The sequence below is a fragment of the Paenarthrobacter sp. YAF11_1 genome (assembly GCF_052113445.1).
GTDB lineage: Bacteria > Actinomycetota > Actinomycetes > Actinomycetales > Micrococcaceae > Arthrobacter.
In genome coordinates this window covers 1-16,481 of record NZ_JBFRDF010000013.1, presented here as the reverse complement: position 1 = coordinate 16,481, position 16,481 = coordinate 1, and the positions used below count along the sequence as shown (strand labels likewise).

Below are 16,481 nucleotides of genomic sequence, written 5' to 3'. Positions count from 1 at the left end.
TGAATATTCTTGCTGTACAGTTGGAGTCATGACTATTTCTGTTGCCGTCTCCGGTGCCAGCGGCTACGCCGGGGGAGAAGTGCTGCGCCTGCTGGCAGGCCATCCGAACGTCACCATCGGTGCCATCACGGCTCACAGTAACGCCGGTTCCAGACTAGGGGAGTTGCAGCCGCATCTCCACGGTTTGGCCAGTCGGATTCTGGAAGATACCACGGTGGAAAACCTGTCCGGCCATGACGTTGTGTTCCTGGCGTTGCCACACGGCGCTTCGGCTGAGATCGCTGCCCAGCTGCCGGAGGGAACAGTAGTGATCGACGCCGGCGCGGACCATCGCTTGCAGGACGCCGCCGCATGGGAAAAGTTCTACGGATCTGCTCACGCAGGAACATGGCCCTACGGGCTGCCCGAACTGCCTGGTCAACGGGAAGCCCTCAAGGGCGCCACCCGCATCGCTGTTCCGGGTTGCTACCCGACGTCGGCCCTGCTTGCCTTGACGCCTGGGTTCGCCAACAATCTCCTCCTGACGGACGACGTCGTGATTGTCGCAGCCTCGGGTACCTCCGGTGCCGGAAAGGCCGCCAAGGTCAACCTCATTGGTGCCGAAGTCATGGGTTCCATGAGCCCCTACGGCGTGGGCGGCGGCCACCGACACACTCCTGAGATCGAACAAGGACTGTCCAACGCGGCAGGGGAACCGGTAACGGTCTCCTTTACGCCCACACTGGTTCCGATGAGCCGCGGCATCCTCACCACGGCCACGGCCAAAGTTGGTCACGGCGTTACCGGGACAGAGCTCCGCCAAGCCTGGAATGACGCCTATGACGACGAACCCTTCGTGCACCTCCTTCCGGAAGGTCAGTGGCCCACCACCAAGTCGGTACAGGGCTCCAACCACGCTGTGATGCAGTTGGCCTTCGATGCCCACACGGGCCGCGTCATCGTCACGTGCGCCATCGACAACCTCACCAAGGGGACCGCCGGCGGAGCCGTGCAGTCCATGAACATTGCCCTCGGCCTGGATGAAACCGCCGGCCTGAACCTGCAGGGAGTTGCACCGTGACCATTACCGCACCCAAGGGATTCCGCGCCGCCGGCATCAAAGCCGGCATCAAGGCTTCGGGCAACCCGGACCTGGCCCTGGTAGTCAATGACGGGCCGCAAAAGTCGGCAGCCGCTGTCTTTACCTCCAACCGCGTGGCTGCTGCGCCGGTTCACTGGTCACGCCAGGTGGTCAGCGACGGCCGCGTGGATGCCGTGGTTCTGAACTCCGGAGGAGCAAACGCCTGCACCGGTCCGCAGGGTTTCCAGAACACCCACGCCACGGCAGAAAAAGTGGCAGAGGTGCTGGGAGTCTCAGCTTCCGACGTCGTGGTGTGCTCCACTGGCCTGATTGGCGAGCAACTTCCCATGGACAAGATCCTCCCGGGCGTCGATGCTGCTTTCCGCGAGCTGTCCGAGGACGGCGGCTCTGCGGCTGCAACCGCGATCATGACCACGGACAGCGTGTCCAAGGAAGCCGTCTTCACTGGCACCGACGCCCAGGGCAAGCAGTTCACCGTGGGAGGCATTGCCAAGGGCGCCGGCATGTTGGCGCCGGGCCTGGCGACGATGCTGGTGGTCCTGACCACCGACGCCGAGGTTCCGGCGAATGAGCTCGACGTCGTCCTCCGCGACGCCACGCGCGTCACCTTTGACCGGGCGGATTCGGACGGCTGCATGTCCACCAACGACACCGTGGTCCTGCTGGCATCCGGCGCGTCTGAGGCCCTGCCGTCGGCCGAGCAGTTGAGCGAAGCGGTCACCAACGTCTGCGCCGAACTGGCACGCAAGCTCATCGGTGACGCCGAAGGCGCCAGTCACGACATCGCGATCCGGACCTTCAACGCAGCCAGCGAACGCGACGCCGAAATCGTCAGCCGCAGTGTTGCCCGGTCCAACCTCTTCAAAGCTGCCATCTTCGGCAAGGATCCCAACTGGGGCCGCGTGCTCTCGGCTGTGGGGACAACTGATGCCGTTTTCGAGGCGGACCAGCTCAACGTCGCCATGAACGGTGTGCAGATTTGCCGCAACGGCGCTATCGGTGATGACCGCAACCTGGTGGACCTGGAGCCGCGCGAAGTCTTGGTCGAAATTGACCTGCAGGCAGGCGACGCCGAGGCGACCATCTGGACAAACGACCTCACGCACGACTACGTGCATGAGAACAGCGCCTACTCGAGCTGAGCTTATGACTATGACTGCGCATACCCGCGAAACGAACTCCATGAGCGACGCCCAAGATAAAGCCGGCACTCTGATCGAGGCCTTGCCGTGGATCCAGCGTTTCGCCGGCACCACCATGGTGATCAAATACGGTGGCAACGCCATGGTCAACGACGACCTTCGTCGCGCCTTCGCGGAGGACATCGTGTTCCTCCACCACGTGGGCATCCACCCCGTGGTGGTTCATGGCGGCGGCCCCCAAATCAACTCCATGCTCGGCCGCCTCGGCATCGAGTCGGAGTTCAAAGGCGGCCTGCGCGTCACCACACCCGAGGCCATGGACGTGGTCCGCATGGTCCTGACGGGTCAGGTTGGCCGTGAACTTGTAGGGCTCATCAACTCCCACGGTCCCTATGCCGTGGGCATGTCCGGCGAGGATGGCGGCCTGCTGCGCGCCGTCCGCACGGGCACCGTTGTGGATGGCGAAGAAGTGGACCTCGGCCTGGTGGGCGAAGTAGTGGGCGTGGATCCCGCCGGCATCACGGACATTCTCGACGCCGGTCGTATCCCCGTGATTTCAACCGTTGCCCCGGAGATCGTGGACGACGGCAACGGCTTCCAGACCACCGGCCAGGTGTTGAACGTTAACGCGGACACCGCAGCTGCCGCCGTCGCGTCGGCCCTTGGTGCCACCAAGCTCGTCATCCTGACCGACGTTGAAGGCCTGTACGCCAACTGGCCGGACAAATCGTCGCTGATCTCGTCGCTGACAGCCTCGGAACTCCGCGACATGCTGCCTCGCCTCGAATCCGGAATGATCCCCAAGATGGCCGCCTGCCTCAAAGCCATCGACGAAGGCGTGGAGCGCGCACACATCGTGGACGGCCGCCTGCCGCACTCGATGCTGCTGGAAACCTTTACGACGGCAGGCATCGGCACCCAAGTAGTCCCCGACGAGGAAGTGAACGCATGAGCACCGAACTGAGCCATTCCGCCGAAAGCCGCAGCAGCGATGGGGGGCCGGGTGTGGTCGGGCACCGCGAAGCGGGCGGGGCTCCCATCGCTGCGGAGGCTGCCGCAACCGCGCTCGTTTCCCAGAGCTCAGGCGCTGACTGGCTGGCCCGTTACTCGTCCTCGCTGATGGGTGTCTTTGGTACCCCGCAGCGTGTCCTGGTCCGGGGTACCGGGTGCCTCGTGTGGGACGCYGATGGCAAGGAGTACTTGGACCTTCTCGGCGGCATCGCAGTGAACGCCCTGGGCCACGCCCACCCTTTCGTCACGTCGGTGATTTCCAGCCAGCTGGCCACCCTCGGCCACGTCTCAAACTTCTTCACGAGCCCCACGCAGATCGCCCTCGCCGAGAAGCTGCTGTCCATCAGCAAGGCTCCGGCTGGTTCCAAGGTCTTCTTTGCCAACTCCGGTACGGAGGCCAACGAAGCAGCGTTCAAGCTGGCCCGCAGGAATAACTCCGAGGGGACGCGCACCAAGATCATTGCCCTGGAGGGTGCCTTCCACGGCCGCACCATGGGTGCCTTGGCGCTCACGGCCAAAGAGGCCTACCGTGCGCCGTTTGAACCACTGCCCGGTGGCGTGGTCCACGTTCCGTTCGGTGACATCGAGGCCCTGCGCGCCGCCGTCGACGATTCCACTGCTGCTGTGTTCCTGGAACCCATCCAAGGCGAAGCGGGCGTTCGGCCGCTCAGCGCCGAATACCTGCAGGCAGCCCGTGAAGCTACCACCGCTGCGGGTGCATTGTTGATCCTGGACGAAGTCCAGACCGGCATCGGCCGCACCGGAAAGTGGCTTGCCAGCGAAGACGCCGGAATTGTGCCCGACGCCGTCACGCTCGCCAAGGGTCTTGGCGGCGGGTTCCCGGTGGGCGCGCTGGTCACCTTCGGAAGTACGACGTCGGCCCTGCTCACCGCAGGGCAGCACGGCACCACTTTCGGTGGAAACCCGGTGGCTACGGCCGCCGCGCTGGCCACGCTGCACGCGATCGAAAGCCAAGGGGTCCTGCAGAACGTGCTGGGCGTCGGAGCGCATCTGCGCGAGGGATTGGCTGCCATTGATGCTGTCACTGAAGTCCGCGGCGAGGGCCTGCTGATTGGCTTCGATGTGAACGCCGACGTCGCACCCGCGATGGTGACCGCAGCTTTGGATGCAGGCTTCATCATCAACAGTCCTGGCCCGCGGACCATCCGGCTTGCACCTCCGTTGATCCTGACCATCGAGCAGGCTGACCGTTTCCTCGATGCTCTTCCCACCCTGATCGCCACGGCTACCGCCCAAACCGCTAAGGACGCACAGTGAGCACGTCAACCACCCGTCACTTCCTCAAGGACACGGACCTAAGCCCTGCCGAGCAGGCTGAGGTCCTGGAACTCGCCGTCCGGATGAAGGCAGCGCCATACAGCGTGCAGCCCTTCGCCGCAGAGGGCAACGGCCGCAAGACCGTTGCCGTGATCTTTGACAAGACCTCCACCCGCACGCGTGTTTCCTTCGCCACCGGTATTGCGGACATGGGCGGCAATGCACTGATCATCAACCCGGGTGAAGCGCAGATCGGCCACAAGGAATCCGTGGAGGACACGGCGAAAGTTCTGGAGCGCATGGTGTCCACCATTGTGTGGCGGACCGGTGCGCACTCCGGACTGGTGGCCATGGCGGAAAACTCCAAGGTCCCCGTGATCAATGCACTGTGCGACGATTACCACCCTTGCCAGCTTTTGGCCGACCTCCTGGCCGTCAAGGAACACAAGGGTGAGCTGGCCGGATTGAGCATGGCGTACCTGGGCGATGCCGCGAACAACATGGCCAACTCGTATCTGCTTGCCGGCGTCACTGCAGGGATGCACGTTCGCATTTCCGGGCCGGAGGGCTACCTGCCTGCCGCGGAGATTGTTGCCGCTGCAGAGGAACGCGCTGCAGAGACCGGCGGCTCGGTACTCATCACCAGCGATGCCGCCGAGGCCCTCAAGGGCGCCGACGTCGTGGCAACGGACACTTGGGTGTCCATGGGCCAAGAGTCCGAGAAGGAAGCGCGGATGCAGCTCTTCCGTGAGTATTCCGTGGACGAGGCCGCCATGGCTCAAGCTGCGCCGGATGCCGTGGTGCTTCACTGCCTTCCCGCTTACCGTGGTTACGAGATTTCGGCCGGCGTCATCGATGGCCCGCAGTCAATCGTGTGGGACGAGGCGGAGAACCGCCTCCACGCCCAGAAGGCGCTCATGGCATGGTTGATGCACCGCTCGGGACTTGCTTTCGTGGAGGGCCTTTCACCTGTTGAAGGTACCGGGGAGAGCACGTTCTAGTGTCCACCAACCCGTCCGTGCCGGGCGCCAGCCCAGCCACCAAGACTGCCCGCCAGGCGCGCATCACCGCGATCCTGACAGGGGAGTCAGTGCGCTCCCAGGCAGAGCTTGCAGCCCTGCTGGCGGACGACGGCGTCCAGGTCACCCAAGCAACGTTGTCCCGGGACCTCGTGGAGTTGGGCGCAGTCCGGGTTCGCGGAAAGGAAGGCGCGTTGGTTTACGCCGTTCCGGGGGAGGGCGGCGACCGCAACGCCAAGAGCGGCGTGACCCAGGAAATTCTTGATGCACGGTTGACCCGGCTGTGCGGCGAACTCCTGGTGACCGCGGAGGCCTCGGGCAACATCGTGGTCCTCCGGACTCCGCCCGGAGCAGCGAACTTCCTTGCCTTGGCCGTGGACCACTCGGTGATGCCCTCTGTATTGGGTACGATCGCAGGCGACGACACTTTGCTGTTGGTCGCCCGGGACCCCGATGGCGGGGCGGAACTGGCAGCGCGTTTCCTGCGCATGGCCGAAGAAGCCGGGCCGGCCAACCAATAGATTTTCCAAGCATTGATTCACACCAATTGATTCGAATGAACCAAGCAATAACAAAGGAGCACTCTCGTGACTGAGCGCATTGTTCTGGCCTACTCCGGTGGCCTTGATACGTCCGTAGCCATCGGCTGGATCGGTGAAGCCACCGGCGCCGAGGTCATCGCTGTGGCCGTCGACGTCGGACAGGGCGGCGAGTCCCTGGAGACCATTCGTCAGCGTGCGCTCGGATGTGGCGCCGTCGAGGCGTACGTGGCCGACGCCCGCGATGAGTTCGCCAACGAGTACGCCATGCCCACCTTGAAGGCCAACGCCCTCTACCAGGGCCACTACCCGCTGGTTTCGGCCATCTCCCGCCCGGTCATCGTGAAGCACCTCGTGAAGGCGGCCCGCGAATTCGGCGCCACCACCGTTGCCCACGGCTGCACCGGCAAGGGCAACGACCAGGTCCGCTTCGAAGTTGGCATCCAGACCCTCGGCCCGGACCTGAAGTGCATCGCACCCGTCCGTGACCTCGCCCTGACCCGCGACAAGGCCATCGCCTTCGCCGAGGAAAAGGGATTGCCGATCGAGACCACCAAGAAGAACCCGTACTCGATCGACCAGAACGTCTGGGGACGCGCCGTCGAGACCGGTTACCTTGAGGACATCTGGAACGCTCCCACCAAGGACATCTACGACTACACCGCCACCCCGGAATTCCCGCCGGCACCGGACGAGGTCACCATCTCTTTCCAGGCCGGCGTGCCGGTAGCAATCGACGGCGTCAAGGTCACCCCGCTGCAGGCCATCCAGGAACTGAACCGCCGTGCAGGCGCCCAGGGCGTTGGCCGCATCGACGTCGTCGAGGACCGCCTTGTTGGCATCAAGTCCCGCGAAATCTACGAAGCCCCGGGTGCCATGGCGCTGATCACCGCGCACAAGCACCTCGAGGACATCACCATCGAGCGCGAGCAGGCCCGCTTCAAGGCCACCGTTGGCCAGCGCTGGTCCGAGCTGGTTTACGACGGACAGTGGTTCTCCCCGCTGAAGCGCTCCTTGGACGCTTTCATCGAGGACACGCAGCAGTACGTTTCCGGTGACATCCGCATGGTGCTCCACGGTGGCCAGGCGATCGTCAACGGTCGTCGCTCGGAAACCTCGTTGTACGACTTCGACCTTGCCACCTACGACACCGGCGATACCTTCGACCAGTCCATGGCACGCGGCTTCATCGAGCTGTGGGGCATGTCCTCCAAGGTTGCCTCGGGCCGCGACCTCCGCGTTGCAGGGCAGTAATGACGTCCGCAACGAACGAAGGCGCACTGTGGGGCGGCCGGTTCGCCGGCGGCCCCGCGGATGCGCTGGCCGCACTAAGCAAGTCCACCCACTTTGATTGGCGGCTTGCCCGCTACGACATCGCCGGGTCCAAGGCGCACGCCCGCGTGTTGGCCAAAGCAGGTTTGCTGGACGACGCCGAGCTCGAAGGCATGCTCGCTGCCCTCACCCAGCTGGACGAGGACGTCGCGAGCGGCGCCTACCTTCCGGCCGAGAGCGATGAGGACGTCCACGGTTCCCTGGAACGCGGCCTCATTGAGCGCGCCGGAACCCAGCTGGGTGGCAAGCTCCGCGCGGGCCGCTCCCGCAACGACCAGGTGGCCACTCTTGGCCGCATGTTCCTGCGTGACCATGCCCGGATCATTGCGGGCGGTGTCCTTGCCACCATCGACGCCCTGGTTGAGCAGGCCAAGGCCCACCAAGGCGTTGCCATGCCGGGCCGGACACACCTGCAGCACGCCCAGCCGGTATTGCTGAGCCACCACCTCCTGGCTCACGCCTGGGCTTTGCTGCGCGACGTGCAGCGGCTCCAGGACTGGGACAAGCGCGCCGGTGTTTCGCCGTACGGTTCCGGCGCTTTGGCCGGTTCTTCGCTCGGCCTGGATCCCGAAGCTGTTGCTGCTGACCTCGGATTCTTCTCGGCTGTCCACAACTCGATCGATGGCACCGCCTCCCGCGACGTCTTCGCCGAGTTCGCCTGGGTGTGTTCCATGATTGGCGTGGACCTGTCCAGGATCTCCGAGGAAGTCATCTTCTGGGCAACCAAGGAGTTCTCCTTTGTCACGCTGCATGACTCGTACTCCACAGGGTCTTCGATCATGCCGCAGAAGAAGAACCCGGACGTCGCTGAGCTTGCCCGTGGCAAGGCAGGACGCCTCATTGGCAACCTGACCGGGCTGCTCGCAACACTGAAGGGACTGCCGCTCGCGTACAACCGCGACCTGCAGGAGGACAAGGAACCGGTCTTCGACGCCGCCGACACCCTGGAGCTCTTGCTTCCGGCCGTGTCCGGCATGATCGCCACGCTGAAGTTCAACACCGAGCGCATGGAATCGTTGGCTCCCCAAGGCTTCGCGCTGGCCACGGACATTGCGGAATGGCTGGTCCGCCAGGGCGTTCCCTTCCGCGAAGCCCATGAGCTCTCCGGTGCTGCCGTTAAGCAGGCCGAAGGCCGTGGCGTGGAACTGTGGGACCTGACGGACGAGGAATACGCAGCAATCTCGGAGCACTTGACTCCCGAGGTCCGCAGTGTCCTCAGCACCGAAGGTTCGCTCAACAGCCGCAACTCGCAGGGCGGAACGGCACCGGCCGCCGTCGAACGCCAACTGACGGCGCTTCAAGCGGAGCTGGACGCAGCGCGTTCCTACGCCAGCTAGACCACACTCGGGACGGCACGTCGCGGCCATGCCTTCGGGCAGGGCATCGCGAGGTGCCGTCCCGCTGTGCGTTAACATGGCGCTATGACTCAGATCACCCCCGAGACGTTGCCCGCAGAGCTTCACAAAGCCGCCGGCACCGTTACCCGCCTCCTCGCCAAACTGGACGACTCATCCGTCGCTGAACCGTCGGAGCTTCCAGGCTGGACCCGGGGTCACGTTCTTGCCCACCTTGCCGGAATTTCCAAGGCGATGGCCCGGCAACTTGAGTACGCCCGCCGCGGCCAATCCGTGGAACTCTACGACGGCGGCATGGACGGCCGTAACAAGGCCATCGCACTCTCGGCGGGGCACAGCCTCGCGCAGCACAAAGAATCCGTCACCACAGCGGTGGATGCGGCGATGGCCGCGTTCGATGACTTGGGTCCCGAGGGCTGGCAGGCTCGTATCGCGTACCGGGACGGGACAGTGCTCGACGGCGGCCTGGCGCTCTGGCGGGAACTCACCATCCATGCGTCGGACCTGGGCCTGGGGTTCGGGCCGGAAACGTGGAGCCGCCCGTTCTGCGAACACCTCATCGGGTTCCTCGCCGCTCGCGTTCCGGACTCCTGCAAATTTGTCCTCCAGCCCACCGGCCTGCCCCAAAGAACCATCGGTACTGGTGGCACGTCCATAGCCATCACCGGCATGCTGACCGACATTGCCGCGTGGCTTGCGGGCCGGGAGCCCAGCCTGGGCAGCCTTCGCGCGACTGCGGCGGCCGACGGAGTGGACCTGCCGGAGCTGCTGCCCTGGCCGGCACCCCAGCCCGCAGCCCGCTGAGACGCGAACGCTCTCTCACGTCCCTCGTGGTAAACCGGGTCGCTCTCTCACGTCCCTCGTGGTAAACCGGGTCGCTCGCTCACACCCGGCGGCTACTGGCTTCGGATTTTCGCCGCTGCGGCCAGCCACAGGTGCATAGTGGCATACGAACGCCACGGGCTGACCTCCCTGAAATCGGCGCTCAGTCCAGTGCAGGCGGGCAGGACCTTCAAGCCGTTCCGGACCGCGGCATCATTCGCCAGGAAAACATCCGGAGCGCCCAGGACGCGCATTGCTGCATAGCCAACGGTCCATGGCCCCACACCGGGTAAGGGCAGCAGCTTGCTTTCGAGGCTGGTGGGATCGTCGCCGTAGCCGAAATCAAGTGCTCCGCTGGCCATTGCTTCGGACGCGGCAACAATGGAGTCAATCCGGCGCTGAGGTCCACGGAGGAGCGCCCGCCCGTGTTCGGCGAGTTCAGCCGCCGTCGGAAACAAGCGCTCCAAACCGGGGATGGCGCTATCCACGCGGGATCCGGCAGCAGATAACTGGGTCAGGGCCGTTCGCGCGGCAGCTACGGTGATTTGCTGGCCAATCATGGCCCGGATGAGTAGTTCGTGAGGATCCACAGCCCCCGGCACACGCATTCCTCGGATCGCGGTCACGCTGGCCGTCAGCCTCGGATCCGTTCCCAAGGCGTCATCTATCGCCTGTGGATCAGCGTCAAGGTCAAACAGCCGCCGGACCCGGCTCAAGAGTGCCGGCAGATCGTGGAGGTCCACCAGCGCAGCTGTGAGTTGCAAGGGTTTGCCGGGAGCTGAGGGGTTGTATGTGACAGAGAAGGAGGCACTGCCCCGCGGCAGGCGTAGGGTGCGGGCGTAAGTCCTGCTTCCATCGGCTCCAGTTCCGTCCGCCGAGGTGCTCGCCGCCTCGACGCCCGGCACCGCGCGTACAGCCAGGAATTCGAAAATACCCGGGTCGAGGGGCTCCCGGTACGGCAGGTTCAATGTCAGCGCCGCTGGGGCTTGCGCCGTAGCAATGGCACCCCGGCGTTGCCCGGACTTGGCCCCGGTGGCGCGCACCGCCGTCGGGGTCATCGCGAAAACCTCGCCGATGGTGTCATTGAATTGCCGCACGCTGTTGAACCCCGACGCGAATGCAACGTCGGCCAGGAGCATGTCGGTGGAGACCAGCAGGGTCCTGGCGGTTTGTGCCCTGCTGGCCCGTGCCAGCGAGAGCGGACCGGCGCCGAGTTCGGTGCTGAGGATGCGGTTGAGTTGCCGCGCGGAGTAGCCCAGGCGGTTCGCGAGGCCGTCGACGCCTTCGCGGGTTATCACGCCGTCGTTGATCAGCCTCATTGCGCGGCCGGCGACGTCGGAACGGATGTTCCACGCGGGCGTTCCGGGGACAGCCTCGGGCAGGCACCGCTTGCAGGCGCGGTACCCGGCTTCGTGGGCAGCGGCAGAGGTTTCGTAGAACGTGACGTTCTCGGCTTTGGGTGTTCTGGCGGGGCACGATGGCCGGCAGTAGATGCCGGTGGAACTGACGGCCGTGAAGAACTGACCGTCGAACCGTGTGTCGCGGGCATCGATTGCCCGGTAGCGCTGCCAGAAGTCCATGGCTTCATCCTGCCAGCCGACCGAGACCACTGCTAGCGGAAATCGGACATGGCCGCTGGAAGTTTTGCTAGGGTCTGGGCATGGGCTCGTTCACGGAAAACGGAATCGGTCACCCCGACCACGTGCGCAGTTTCCTCCAAGGCGATGCTCGCGCCATCGCGCCGTTGACTCTGGGAGCAGTCCTCACGCACCACTCCGATGCCGGCCCCGTCTCCGTGAGGCTCACCGAAGTGGAGGCCTACATGGGCCCCCGCGGTTCAGAACATCCTGACCCCGGATCACACACCTTCGGTGGCCCGACGGCCCGTAATGCGCCCATGTTCGGTCCACCCGGTTTCCTCTACGTCTACTTCACGTACGGGATGCACTATTGCGCCAACATCGTCTGTGGACCGGACGGATTCGCATCCGCGCTGCTCCTGAGGGCAGGAGAAATTGTGGACGGGGATGAGCTCGCCGCGGTTCGCAGGCCGGCCTCCAAAGCGCACAAGGACCTCGCCAGCGGACCGGCGAGGCTCGCGTCCGCGTTGGGTCTCACGACGGCGGACACCGGCCGTGACGCGCTCGCTTCACCGTTCAGCTTGTGGTTGCCGCCGACACCCGCTGCCGCCATCGCCAGCGGACCGCGGGTGGGCGTGGCGGGTCCGGGCGGAACCACGGAGTATCCGTGGCGTTTTTGGATTGAAGACGATCCAACGGTGTCACGGTACAAGGCAGCACGGCCTCGAAATCGGGTCGTTCCGCCATAACCGTCCCACCACATGACTTGTACCCCACGCGTTTACCAAAATCGCTGTAGAATGGACGGTCTGTCTTTTGCGATAGGGGTTACGGTTCGATGCACGACGCTGATTTGGTCCACGAGCAGGAATATGTGGCCGGGCTGTACGCCCGGCTCGATGAGCTGCGCGCTGAAAAGCGCGCCCAGCTGGCGCAGGTGCGCAAGGCCGGCGCGGTGGGAACCATGCAGAACGTTTCCGAGCGTGACGCGTTCGCGGCCTTGTACGAAGACCGCCTCGCCCAGCTCGACGCCGTCGACGACCGCTTGGTCTTCGGCCGCCTTGACCTTGACTCCGGTGAAGCACAATACATCGGACGCATCGGTCTCTCCACGGCCGATCTCCAGCGGCTGATGGTCGACTGGCGTGCGCCCGAAGCCGGGCATTTCTACCAGGCCACGGCCTTCGACCGTCAAGGCGTGCGCCGCCGTCGCCACCTGATCCTTCAGGGGCGCGATGTGAAAGCGATTGAAGACGATGTCCTGGACGCGGGGATGCTCGCAGACAACGACTCCCTTCAAGGTGAAGGCGCACTGCTCGCAGCACTGAACTCCAAGCGCACGGGCCGCATGTCGGACATCGTGGGCACCATTCAGTCCGAGCAGGACCGGATCATCCGCTCCTCCATCTCCGGCGCTTTGGTAGTCCAGGGCGGTCCCGGAACGGGAAAAACCGCCGTTGCCCTGCACCGCGCTGCCTATCTGCTGTACACGCACCGCGAACGGCTCAAGAGCGCCGGCGTATTGCTAGTTGGGCCGTCGTCGTCCTTCATGCATTACATCGAACGCGTGCTGCCGTCCCTCGGCGAGACCGGCGTGGTCATGGCCAGCCTCGGCCGCCTGATGCCCGGCATCCACGCCATCCCCGAGGACGACGCCGACGTTGCCGCGCTCAAGGGCAAGCTGGACATGGCCAAGGTGGTGGCCAACGCCGTCGCCAACCGTCAAAGAACTCCCGCTGAGGACCGTATCCTCGAAGTCGATTCGCGGAAGCTCACTCTGACTGTCCGCCAGGTCCGCCGTGCCCGGGAAAAGGCGCGCGCCACAGGGAAGCCCCACAACGAAGCCCGGCTGACGTTCGTCAAGATCCTCCTTCGCGAGCTCACGGAACAACTGACGGACCTCGTCGAGGAAGGCAACATCGGCAACAACGCGGATCGCGCCTACCTTGCGGAAGACGTCCGGTCGGCGAGGGACGTGCGCATTGCGCTGAACCTCTGCTGGATGCCGATGACGCCGGAGAAGCTGATCTCCGAGCTCTTCAGCAAGCCGGCCATCCTTGAAGCCTGCACGCCGCACCTGACCCCTGAACAGCGTTCGTTGCTGCAGCGGCCCGTGGACGCGCCATGGACGGAAGCAGATGTTCCGCTGCTGGATGAAGCTGCTGAACTGTTGGGCGAACTGGATCCGGCCGCCGGCAGGGGATTGGCCCAGCAGGAAGCTGACCGCGCACGTGACATCGCCAATGCCAAGCAGACTCTTGCCAACATGGAAGCCATGGGTGTGGACGTCCTGGTGTCGGCCGAAGAACTTGCTGACCAGAACCAGGAACGCGAAGGTCGCCTGACTGCCGCGGAACGCGCCACCAGCGACCGTTCGTGGGCCTTCGGCCACATTGTGGTTGACGAAGCACAGGAACTTTCTCCCATGCAGTGGCGGCTCCTGGTACGTCGCTGCCCGTTAAAGTCGTTCACGATCGTCGGTGATATCGCCCAGACGAGTGCTGCGGCAGGTGCCAATTCGTGGCAGAGTGCGTTGGCGCCGTCGTTCGGTGACCGCTGGACTCTCGAAGAACTCACCGTCAACTACCGCACGCCCTCGCAGATCGCCGAAGCAGCAGTCCGTATGGCCAACCGTGCCGGACTGGTGGTCTCGGCTCCCAAAGCCGTGCGCGAAGGTAAATGGTCGCCCATTGTGGACCGCGTCGACGCGGACAGCATCGTGTCCCACTTGGTGGAGGTCCTGCCCGAGGAAGTTGAAGCGATCGACGGCGGCCTGCTGGCTGTCATCGCCGACGGGCCCCTGCTTCCGCAGGCCACCGCTGCACTGCGGAAGGTCTACGGACGCCGGATTGGCGCGGGGGCCGGCAGCTACGAACAGGACATCGTGGTCATCAGCCCCAAGGAAGCAAAGGGCCTGGAATTCGATGGTGTGGTGGTCCTGGAACCGGCCGCGATGCTGAATCATGAGCATGGCAAGGTGGGCGACCTCTATGTAGCCATGACGCGGGCCACGCAGCGTTTGCGCCTCATTGCCGCCGCCCCGGTACCTGCGGGCATCGAGCGCTAGGAAAAAGGGCCCCTGCAATCCTGCTAACTTAGATCTCGTGTCACACGTAAACAACCTCGAGTCCCAGCACAACGATCCCGCTTTTGCCAATGTCTGGCAGGAGCTCAAATGGCGCGGCCTGATCCACGTTTCCACTGATGAAACGGAACTGGAAAAGCTGCTCGCCGGGGACCCGATCACGTATTACTGCGGCTTCGATCCCACCGCGCCCTCCCTGCACCTGGGCAACCTCGTGCAGTTGCTGGTGATGCGACGCCTGCAGTTGGCAGGCCACAAGCCGCTCGGTCTGGTGGGTGGGTCCACCGGCCTGATCGGTGACCCGCGTCCGACGGCGGAACGCACCTTGAACACCAAGGACACCGTTGCTGAGTGGGTTGGGTACCTGCAAGGCCAGGTGCGCCGCTTCCTCAGTTTCGAGGGCGAAAACCCGGCACGCATGGTGAACAATCTGGACTGGACAGCGCCGCTGAGTGCTATCGACTTCCTGCGCGAAATCGGTAAGCACTTCCGTGTGGGCACCATGCTCCGCAAGGATGCTGTGGCGTCCCGGCTGAACTCCGACGAAGGCATCAGCTACACCGAATTCAGCTACCAGATCCTCCAGGGCATGGACTACCTCCAGCTCTTCCGGGATTACGGCTGTGCGCTGCAGACCGGCGGCTCCGACCAGTGGGGCAACCTCACCAGCGGAACCGAACTCATCCGCAAGGTGGAAGGCAAGAGCGTCCACGCACTGGGGACGCCGCTCATCACCAACTCCGATGGCACAAAGTTCGGCAAGAGCGAAGGGAACGCCATCTGGCTGGACCCGGACATGTGCAGCCCGTACACGTTCTACCAGTTCTGGCTGAACACCGCGGACGCGGATGTTGTGGACCGACTCAAGGTGTTCACCTTCCTTTCACGTGCAGAGATTGAGGCACTTGGGGAAGCTGTTGCGGAGCGTCCGTTTGCCCGCGAGGGCCAGAAGAAGCTCGCTTTCGAAGTGACCTCCCTCGTCCATGGCGTCGACGCAACGGAGAAAGTCATTGCTGCTTCGGCGGCACTTTTCGGCAACGGCGACCTCACGGTACTGGATGAGCGCACCCTTGAAGCCGCCACCGCGGAACTTCCGTTGGTGAAGATCGGCACCGACGGTTTGGGAATCATCGACCTCCTGGTTGCCTCGGGTCTGTCCGACAGTAAGTCGGCTGCCCGGCGGACCGTAGGGGAGGGCGGCGCGTACGTGAATAACACCAAGGTCTCCGATCCTGACGCAGTCATTGCCCAGGATCAACTGCTGCACGGACGGTACTTGCTCCTTCGTCGTGGCAAGAAAAACCTTGCCACGATCGAGGTTTCTGCTTAGGTTCTCTTTTCCCTCCAGTTCCGAAAGGGCCGGCACCTTCATGGGTGTCGGCCCTTTTCGCGTTTCCTCGCTTGTTGCTCGAAGGCGACGGGCGCCGATGCATGGATGGTGGCGGAGGCGGCGGTCATCCTCGGCGCGCTCGGTTGTGCCGCGTCCCCTTTCCGGCCCTCTCTCATGTCCCTCGGGCTTCAGGCCGATGCTCTCTCTCATCCCTCGGGTTTCCGGCTGACGCTCTCTCGCATCCCTCGGGTTTGACGGCGTCGCTCTCTCGCATCCCTTGGTCTTTGAACGGGTCGCTCTCTCACTTCCCTCGGGTTTGGGCCCGACGCTCGCTCACTTCCCTCGGGTTTGGTTGGTGTTCGACGGCGGTTGTTGGGTTTGGTGCTGGGGCGGCTGGTGAGTGGGGGCTTGGGTGTGTGACGGGCATCACCTGTGTTGTTTTGGGCGGGTTCGGGGTGGTTCGTGGGTCGTTTGGCTTTGTTGGGCCCGTGTTTGCGGGGTTTTGGGTGGTGTTGGGGTTGATTTGTGCCGGGGCGCGTGGGCGTGTAATGTCTTCTGAGTCGCCGCGAGTGAGACAGCCTGGRGCTGAGAGCCGCGGAGACCGAACCCCTTTGATAACAGCCTGAAAAATGGTTCGCTTTTGAGCGTTCCTGTGCAGGGTGGGGCCGAGGGCTGGATCGGGAATCGCGGAAACGTTGATTTGCCAAGATCTRGTTGWTCGGGTAAGTTTGAAAAGTTGCTCCGGAGCGATCCTGGACCCCTTGTGGGTGTGGGTGGTGCYGGTAGTGTCTGTTGTTTGAGAACTCAATAGTGTGCCAAGTTTGTTGATACCGATTGTTTTATCAATTGGTTGAAATTATGGCCAGTACTGTCGCGCACCCCCGTGTGTGGTGGTCTGGTTTTCAGC

Annotated in this window: 13 protein-coding genes; 12 read left to right on the top strand and 1 reads right to left on the bottom strand. The window is 64.0% G+C overall.

From position 1 onward, the window contains the following. The first annotated feature begins 28 nt into the window (after positions 1–28). From argC to AB4Y77_RS17815, 9 genes are all read left to right on the top strand, one after another. The gene (gene argC / locus AB4Y77_RS17855; RefSeq protein ID WP_442014854.1) at positions 29–1,060 is read left to right on the top strand and encodes an N-acetyl-gamma-glutamyl-phosphate reductase; all 1,032 of its coding nucleotides are present in this window, start codon (positions 29–31) and stop codon (positions 1,058–1,060) included. After that, positions 1,057–2,223, top strand: coding sequence for a bifunctional glutamate N-acetyltransferase/amino-acid acetyltransferase ArgJ (gene argJ / locus AB4Y77_RS17850; RefSeq protein WP_442014853.1), 1,167 nt, complete (start codon positions 1,057–1,059; stop codon positions 2,221–2,223). The genes argC and argJ overlap by 4 nt, the downstream gene beginning before the upstream one ends. 10 nt (positions 2,224–2,233) lie before the next feature. After that, positions 2,234–3,175, top strand: coding sequence for an acetylglutamate kinase (gene argB, locus AB4Y77_RS17845; protein ID WP_311214282.1), 942 nt, complete (start codon positions 2,234–2,236; stop codon positions 3,173–3,175). Next, positions 3,172–4,512 (top strand): acetylornithine transaminase, encoded by a 1,341-nt coding sequence (locus tag AB4Y77_RS17840; RefSeq protein WP_442014852.1) that lies wholly within the window; start codon positions 3,172–3,174, stop codon positions 4,510–4,512. Before argB ends, AB4Y77_RS17840 begins: the two co-directional genes overlap by 4 nt. Next, complete coding sequence (argF, locus tag AB4Y77_RS17835) at positions 4,509–5,513, top strand: ornithine carbamoyltransferase (protein WP_311214284.1); 1,005 nt, start codon at positions 4,509–4,511, stop codon at positions 5,511–5,513. The genes AB4Y77_RS17840 and argF overlap by 4 nt, the downstream gene beginning before the upstream one ends. Then, positions 5,513–6,052, top strand: coding sequence for an arginine repressor (locus tag AB4Y77_RS17830; protein ID WP_089594443.1), 540 nt, complete (start codon positions 5,513–5,515; stop codon positions 6,050–6,052). The genes argF and AB4Y77_RS17830 overlap by 1 nt, the downstream gene beginning before the upstream one ends. Before the next feature lie 66 nt (positions 6,053–6,118). Beyond that, complete coding sequence (locus AB4Y77_RS17825) at positions 6,119–7,324, top strand: argininosuccinate synthase (protein WP_026541618.1); 1,206 nt, start codon at positions 6,119–6,121, stop codon at positions 7,322–7,324. Further along, positions 7,324–8,739, top strand: coding sequence for an argininosuccinate lyase (argH, locus tag AB4Y77_RS17820; RefSeq protein ID WP_442014851.1), 1,416 nt, complete (start codon positions 7,324–7,326; stop codon positions 8,737–8,739). Before AB4Y77_RS17825 ends, argH begins: the two co-directional genes overlap by 1 nt. An 84-nt stretch (positions 8,740–8,823) precedes the next feature. After that, complete coding sequence (locus tag AB4Y77_RS17815) at positions 8,824–9,561, top strand: maleylpyruvate isomerase family mycothiol-dependent enzyme (protein ID WP_442014850.1); 738 nt, start codon at positions 8,824–8,826, stop codon at positions 9,559–9,561. Between the two features lie 92 nt (positions 9,562–9,653). On the opposite strand, the gene AB4Y77_RS17810 is transcribed toward AB4Y77_RS17815, so the two are convergent. Then, positions 9,654–11,159: a DNA-3-methyladenine glycosylase 2 family protein gene (locus AB4Y77_RS17810; protein ID WP_442014849.1), complete on the bottom strand. Its 1,506-nt coding sequence runs from the start codon at positions 11,157–11,159 to the stop codon at positions 9,654–9,656. A gap of 80 nt (positions 11,160–11,239) precedes the next feature. On the opposite strand from AB4Y77_RS17810, the gene AB4Y77_RS17805 reads away from it, so the two are divergent. The 3 genes from AB4Y77_RS17805 to tyrS all read left to right on the top strand — a co-directional run bounded on the left by AB4Y77_RS17805 (position 11,240) and on the right by tyrS (position 15,574). Further along, complete coding sequence (locus tag AB4Y77_RS17805) at positions 11,240–11,908, top strand: DNA-3-methyladenine glycosylase (protein WP_442014848.1); 669 nt, start codon at positions 11,240–11,242, stop codon at positions 11,906–11,908. Positions 11,909–11,997: 89 nt separating this feature from the next. Next, positions 11,998–14,226 (top strand): HelD family protein, encoded by a 2,229-nt coding sequence (locus tag AB4Y77_RS17800; RefSeq protein WP_311215428.1) that lies wholly within the window; start codon positions 11,998–12,000, stop codon positions 14,224–14,226. Between the two features lie 37 nt (positions 14,227–14,263). Beyond that, positions 14,264–15,574: a tyrosine--tRNA ligase gene (gene tyrS / locus AB4Y77_RS17795; RefSeq protein ID WP_442014847.1), complete on the top strand. Its 1,311-nt coding sequence runs from the start codon at positions 14,264–14,266 to the stop codon at positions 15,572–15,574. Positions 15,575–16,481: the final 907 nt, after the last annotated feature.